This window comes from Streptomyces sp. NPDC051776 (genome assembly GCF_040681345.1).
Classification (GTDB): Bacteria; Actinomycetota; Actinomycetes; order Streptomycetales; family Streptomycetaceae; genus Streptomyces.
Genome location: NZ_JBFAYQ010000023.1, coordinates 107,135 through 113,134, shown reverse-complemented (window position 1 = coordinate 113,134; position 6,000 = coordinate 107,135). Strand labels below are relative to the sequence as shown.

The following is a 6,000-nucleotide window of genomic DNA, read 5'->3' as shown; positions in this document are numbered from 1 at the left end:
TCCACTGCCGAGTACGCGCCTGGAACAGCCGTACTGCGCTGCCCGCAGTGCCGGTACGAACAGGCCATCGTCCCCATCCCCCGCCACGTGCAGGAGCACGCGTGGGAGAAGCTGGCCTCCCTGCCGCCCAAGCCGCGGGCAGCCGGTGGGCAGATCCTGCAGTGCCAGGGCTGCGGCGCGGCGAACGAGACCGACATGCTCTCCGGCCGCTGCCAGTTCTGCTCCTCACCCATGGTCGCTTCCGCTGCGACCGACCGGATCGTGCCCGAGGCCATGGTGCCGTTCCGGGTCGATGAGCGGAGCGCGCAGGACAACCTGCGCGCTTGGGCCAAGTCCCGCTGGTTCGCGCCGAACAGCCTCAAGAAGGTGAACGCGGCGGAGAGCCTGCACGGGACGTACGTCCCGCACTGGACGTTCGACGCTGTGACCACGTCCTCGTACACCGGCGAGCGCGGCGTGAAGGAAACCACCGGCAGCGGCGTAGGCGAGAAGACCACGGTGCGCTGGCATCCGGTCAGCGGCTCGGTCCAACGGTCCTTCGACGATGTCCTCGTCCTTGGTTCCGGGCACCTTTCGAAGGACCAGCTGAGCCAGTTGGAGCCCTGGCCGTTGGAGCACGCGGTGCCGTACCAGGAGGCGTACGTGTCGGGATTCCGGACTCTGCGCTACGACGCCGAGCCGGAGGAGGGGTTCCAGCATGCCCAGCAGAAGATGGCAACGGTCATCCAAGAGGACTGCGAGAGGGACATCGGCGGTGACCGCCAGCGGGTGCACTCGGTCGACACTGCCTACGAGTCGGTGACGTACAAGCTGCTGCTGCTCCCCGTGTGGTTCGCGTCCTACGTCTACAACGGCAAGCAGTGGCAGGTCATGATCAACGCCGAGACGGGCGAGGTCTCCGGCGACCATCCGTACAGTCGCTGGAAGATCGCTGCCGCTGAGCTTCTCACTGTGGTTGTGCTGGCGACGGTCTATTTCTGGCTGACGCGGCAGCATCACTGAGAAGGGCCGTCTCTGTGCTGGTGCGCCCCGACCGCCTCAGCAGGGCGCCACGCTGACCGCGACCCCGGCGCTGACGAAGCTGTTCCCGCCGATCGTGTACTTCCCTTTCCTGTACGCGAAGTTGACCGACCGGGTGACCGGCCTTCCTGTGCCGAATCAGACGATCACCTTCACCGCGGCTCCCACGTCCTCGGCACCGCCGTATCAACCCCCCAAGCAGTCGCCCACGTGAGCGAGGTCTTCCCCATGCCGCTGATCCTCCTCCACGGCGGATATGACGTCTCGTTCGCCGGCGCGACCACCCCGACAGCCGTCCGGACGCCGTCCACCGAGCACGGAGTGATCATCGAACCCTGACGGTTCCAGGCCTCTCCGGCCAGCGGCCGTCGTCGGCCGGAGGGGCCTTCCGGCGTGGCGGCTGGAGGGTTCGACCGGCCGGGCTCGTCAGCTGTTACCCACCTCAACTGCCGGTTTTTCTCGCCCGGGTAGGCGTGGTCAGGCGCTCAGCTCAGCCAGTAGGCCACGGATGCGCGTTTCGATCGCGTCGCGGATGGGTCGGACCGCATCGAGCCCCTGCCCTGCGGGGTCCTCCAGTTTCCAGTCGAGGTATCGCTTGCCGGGGAAGATGGGGCAGGAGTCTCCGCAGCCCATGGTGATGACGACATCGGAGGCCTGCACCGCGTCAACGGTGAGGATCTTGGGGGTCTCGGCGGAGATGTCGATTCCGACCTCCGCCATCGCTTCGACCACGACCGGGTTTACGGTCTCGGCGGGAGCCGAACCTGCCGAGCGGACCTCGACCTGGCCGCTGGCGAGGTGGCTGAGGAAGGCCGCAGCCATCTGCGAACGGCCCGCGTTGTGCACACACACGAACAGCACCGAGGGAACAGCAGGAGGGTTCACTTTCCCGGAACCGACCACCACACGGACGAGCGCTGTCGTTCCGGCCGCCTCGTCAGCCGCCCGGCGACCACCCCCGGTGGGGGCGATCACGTGGTCACCCCAGCTGTCCGCGGCGTCTTCAGGACGGCCGCGAGCCGGTCCAGCGCGGCGGGAAGCACCCAGTAGTACACCCAGGTCCCGCGGCGCTCGCAGTCGATGAGTCCGGCCTGACGCAGCAGCTTCAGATGGTGGGAGATCGTCGGCTGGGAGAGCTCGAAGGCCGGTGTCATCTCGCAGACGCAGACCTCACCGCCCGCCCGTGAGGCGATCATCGACAGCAGCCGCAGCCGCACCGGATCGCCCAGGGCCTTGAACACCTTCGCCAGGTCCGCCGCCTGCACCTCGTCCAGTGGCGCCGACGAAAGCCCCTCACAGCAGGTCCCGGCGTCCTGGCGGATCACCTCAAGCCTCTGTTTCGCCATGGCTCTATCTTGACGTTCTTCGATCCAGGGCGCAAGGTTGAATCAATGAACTTCGATACAGCCGGGTTTACCGATTTACCGGTTTCGCCGGTTCGCCGGTGCGACGAAAGGCATGATCATGAATGAGCAGTCCGCTGACCTCAGGGAAACCGTCCGTCGGCGCTATGCGGCCGCCGCCGTACAGGTCACCGAAGGCACCACCACATGTTGCGGGCCCCAGGCCATCGAGGTCGACGAGAACTTCGGCTCGACCCTCTACGCTGCGATCGAGCGCGACGAGCTCCCCGCCGAGGCCGTCGCCGCCTCCCTCGGCTGCGGCAACCCCACCGCCGTCGCCGATCTCCACGAAGGCGAACGCGTCCTGGACCTCGGCTCCGGCGGCGGCATCGACGTCCTGCTCTCCGCCCGCCGCGTCGGCCCCACGGGCAAGGCCTACGGCCTGGACATGACCGAGGAGATGCTCGCCCTGGCGCTGAGGAACGCCGCACAGTCCGGAGCCACGAACGTCGAGTTCCTCAAAGGCACCATCGAAGCCATTCCCCTGCCCGCGCACACCATCGATGTCGTGATCTCCAACTGCGTGATCAACTTGTCCACGGACAAACCCGCTGTCTTTGCCGAGACCTTCCGCGTACTGCGGCCCGGTGGCCGGATCGGCATCTCCGACGTCCTCTCCGACAACGACCTGACGCCTCATCAGCGAGCCGAGCGCGGTGACTACGTCGGCTGCATCGCGGGCGCCCTCTCCTTCACCGAGTACCGCAAGGGCCTCGAAGCCGCCGGCTTCACCGACATCGAGATCACCCCCACCCGTCCCGTCGCCGACGGCATGCACGCCGCCATCGTCCGCGCGACCAAGCCCGATGCTGCCGACGCGACGGCCGCCTGCTGCGGCGTCGACGCCTGCTGTACAGGCGAGGAGCGAGCCATTGACCCAGCCACCACAGTCGCGGAAGCGAAGACGGCTGCGGGCTGCGAGTGCCAGAAAGGCAATCAGGAAGGCTGACTTCGACGTCAAGCGGCATGAACGGTGGGTGGGTGCGCAAGGCGAGGGAGCCTGGTCCGGTACCTCCCCGGGCTCAACCGGCCGTCGCAACACTGGTCGGCGCTGAGTTCGCGTCGCGCAAGAGGCTTGCCGGACCAGGGAATCTCGTCGGCCGCGGACGGGCGTGGCCGGCCAAAGCGTTTGGCGGGCCCGCTGGTTCGCCGGGGGCGTCAGCTCTCGCGGTGCACCTTGTAGTTGGACGCCTGCGCCCGCGGGCGCACCACGAGGAGGTCGATGTTGACGTGCGGCGGGCGCGTCACGGCCCAGTTGACCGTGTCGGCCACGTCCTCGGCCGTCAGCGGTTCCGCTACGCCCGCGTAGACCGCCGCGGCCTTGTCCTGGTCGCCGCGGAAGCGGGTCGTGGCGAACTCGTCCGTCTTCACCATGCCGGGTGCGATCTCGATGATCCGCACGGGCTGACCGCACAGTTCCAGACGGAGCGTCTCCGCGATGACGTGGGCGCCGTGCTTCGCGGCCACATAGCCGCCGCCGCCCTCGTATGTCGCGAGGCCGGCCGTGGAGGAGAGGACGACGACGGTGCCTTCGCCCGACGCCGTGAGTGCGGGCAGCAGGGCCTGCGTGATGTGCAGGACGCCGAGGACGTTGACGTCGTACATCGTGCGCCAGTCGGCCGGGTCCGCGGAGGACACGGGGTCCGCGCCCAACGCGCCGCCCGCGTTGTTCACCAGGACATGCACCGGCCCCCGTCCGTCGAGGAACGCGGCGAACGCGTCGACGGCCGCCCGGTCGGTCACGTCCAGCGCGTACGGAACCGCCTCATGCCCCGCCTCGGTCAGTTCGGCCGCGAGTGCCTCGATGCGCTCCTTGCGGCGAGCCGTGAGGACGACGCGGTAGCCCGAGGCGGCGAGACTGCGCGCCGTCGCCGCGCCGATACCACTGCTCGCACCGGTGATGACGGCTGTGGGGGTGGTGGACATCAAGCCTCCTGGTGCACGTCGTTCTCGGTACGCAGGATAGTTCGAATCAGCGGGCCCTCGGTGCGTACATGATCACGGCCACACCTGCCAGACAGATCAGCGCCCCGGCCACGTCGTACCGGTCGGGGCGGTAGCCGTCCGCGACCATGCCCCAGGCCAGCGACCCGGCCACGAACACCCCGCCGTACGCGGCCAGGATCCGGCCGAAGTGTGCGTCCGGCTGGAGCGTGGCGACGAACCCGTATGCGCCCAGGGCGATGACGCCTACGCCGATCCAGGCCCAGCCCCGGTGCTCCCGCACGCCCTGCCAGACCAGCCATGCACCGCCGATCTCGAGGAGAGCGGCGAGGACGAAGAGCGACACGGAACGTGCGATGAGCATGAGAGCAACCCTAGGGACCTGCCGACCGGACCCGCGGCCGTGTCAGTGGTGTGCGCCACAGTCGAGGGTGTGCTGACAGAGCGCGCGTATACCCACCTGCCGGAGGGCGAGGAGTTCCGGCCGGGGCCGGCTACATGAGTCATGGTGAGGGCTTCCTTGCGGCGTTCCGGGAGAGGTTCCATCACCGGGGGTTATTCGTTCTGGAGGACCCGGAGTCCGCACCGTCCTTTGCCCCCGGTCTCGAATGGTGGGAGTTTTGGCGCAGTTGGAGGGGGAGGGGGACGGGTGCGCAGGTCGTCTGCACCACCCACCCACTGCTGCTGACGGCACTCCACGTGGCGGAGATCGTCGAGGGTCGGCGAGTACGGCATGGAAGCGGGAGAGCCAGCGGGCGTCATGCATGCCGTAATCGCTGCCCAGCGCGAGCCGCGCCAGCTCCCTGACCTCGTCGAGGCCGAGCGGCTCGGAGTCGGGGACCTGACGCTTCCGGTTCCAGCCCATGACGCGGTACCAGCCGTCCCCGAAGGGGGCGATGAAGGCGAACGCCTCACCGACGCCACTGACCGTCAGCAGGCCCTCCGGCTTCTCGCCGAGGCGCACATCGGCGAGGACGATCGACTTGATGACGGACCGCCCGGGGAAGGGCAGACCGAGGGCCGTGCGTACGGCGCTGCGGACGCCGTCCGTGCCGACGACATACGAGGCCCGCAGCGTCCGGACGCTGTCGTCTTCGCCGTGCACCTCGACCGCCGCGCCGTCGGCGTCCTGCCTGAGTCCCCGCACTTCGGCGCCGTACAGGAAGTGCACCCCGGCGTCGACCGCGCGGCGCTCGAGCAGTCTCTCCACCTCGTACTGTGGGGTGATGAGCACGAACGGGAATCGGCTGGGGAGCCTGCTCATGTCGAGGGGCAGCCGCTTGAACAGCCGTAGTCCGTCGACGGGTTGACCGCGAGCGACGAGCTCGTCGGCCGGACCGCGGGCGTCCAGCAGCTCGAGGGTGCGGGCATGGACGCCGAACGCGCGCGTGAGATTGCTCGTCTCGTGCGAACGCCGCTCCAGCACGGTGACGGCCACACCGGCCGCCGCGAGGTCGGCCGCCAGCATCAACCCGGTGGGACCCGCGCCGACGACGATGACATCGCTGGACGGCCGGCTCTCGCCACTGCCGGTGATCGCGCCCGGGGTGCTCCTGTCCGACATGACCGCCTCCTCCATACCAAGCCTGCCGAAGTCCTGCCACCGCACTGCCAACACTTGTTGGTCAACGCT

At 68.5% G+C, this 6,000-nt stretch carries 7 protein-coding genes and 1 pseudogene; 3 read left to right on the top strand and 5 right to left on the bottom strand.

Going from position 1 to position 6,000, the window contains the following annotated elements:
- Together AB0M26_RS19245 and AB0M26_RS19240 are read left to right on the top strand one after the other, a co-directional pair.
- On the top strand, nucleotides 1-1,002 hold a 1,002-nt coding region (locus AB0M26_RS19245; RefSeq protein ID WP_365262398.1), incomplete at its 5' end, for a hypothetical protein.
- Between the two features lie 228 nt (nucleotides 1,003-1,230).
- A complete protein-coding gene (locus AB0M26_RS19240; RefSeq protein ID WP_365262395.1) occupies nucleotides 1,231-1,359 on the top strand; it encodes a hypothetical protein in 129 nt (42 codons plus the stop codon).
- Between the two features lie 138 nt (nucleotides 1,360-1,497).
- On the opposite strand, the gene AB0M26_RS19235 is transcribed toward AB0M26_RS19240, so the two are convergent.
- The gene (locus AB0M26_RS19235) at nucleotides 1,498-1,905 is read right to left on the bottom strand and encodes an arsenate reductase ArsC (protein ID WP_365262427.1); all 408 of its coding nucleotides are present in this window, start codon (nucleotides 1,903-1,905) and stop codon (nucleotides 1,498-1,500) included.
- An 86-nt stretch (nucleotides 1,906-1,991) separates the two neighbouring features.
- Nucleotides 1,992-2,366 (bottom strand): metalloregulator ArsR/SmtB family transcription factor, encoded by a 375-nt coding sequence (locus tag AB0M26_RS19230; protein ID WP_365262392.1) that lies wholly within the window; start codon nucleotides 2,364-2,366, stop codon nucleotides 1,992-1,994.
- A gap of 118 nt (nucleotides 2,367-2,484) precedes the next feature.
- Here AB0M26_RS19230 and arsM point away from each other — a divergent pair, with 118 nt between their 5' ends.
- Nucleotides 2,485-3,372: an arsenite methyltransferase gene (gene arsM / locus AB0M26_RS19225; RefSeq protein ID WP_365262389.1), complete on the top strand. Its 888-nt coding sequence runs from the start codon at nucleotides 2,485-2,487 to the stop codon at nucleotides 3,370-3,372.
- Between the two features lie 209 nt (nucleotides 3,373-3,581).
- On the opposite strand, the gene AB0M26_RS19220 is transcribed toward arsM, so the two are convergent.
- The 3 genes and pseudogenes from AB0M26_RS19220 to AB0M26_RS19210 form a co-directional block, all read right to left on the bottom strand.
- The gene (locus tag AB0M26_RS19220) at nucleotides 3,582-4,349 is read right to left on the bottom strand and encodes an SDR family oxidoreductase (RefSeq protein ID WP_365262386.1); all 768 of its coding nucleotides are present in this window, start codon (nucleotides 4,347-4,349) and stop codon (nucleotides 3,582-3,584) included.
- Between the two features lie 46 nt (nucleotides 4,350-4,395).
- A complete protein-coding gene (locus tag AB0M26_RS19215) occupies nucleotides 4,396-4,731 on the bottom strand; it encodes a YnfA family protein (protein ID WP_365262383.1) in 336 nt (111 codons plus the stop codon).
- A gap of 339 nt (nucleotides 4,732-5,070) precedes the next feature.
- Nucleotides 5,071-5,931 (bottom strand): annotated as a pseudogene (locus AB0M26_RS19210) (FAD-dependent oxidoreductase); the annotation flags it as partial.
- Nucleotides 5,932-6,000: the final 69 nt, after the last annotated feature.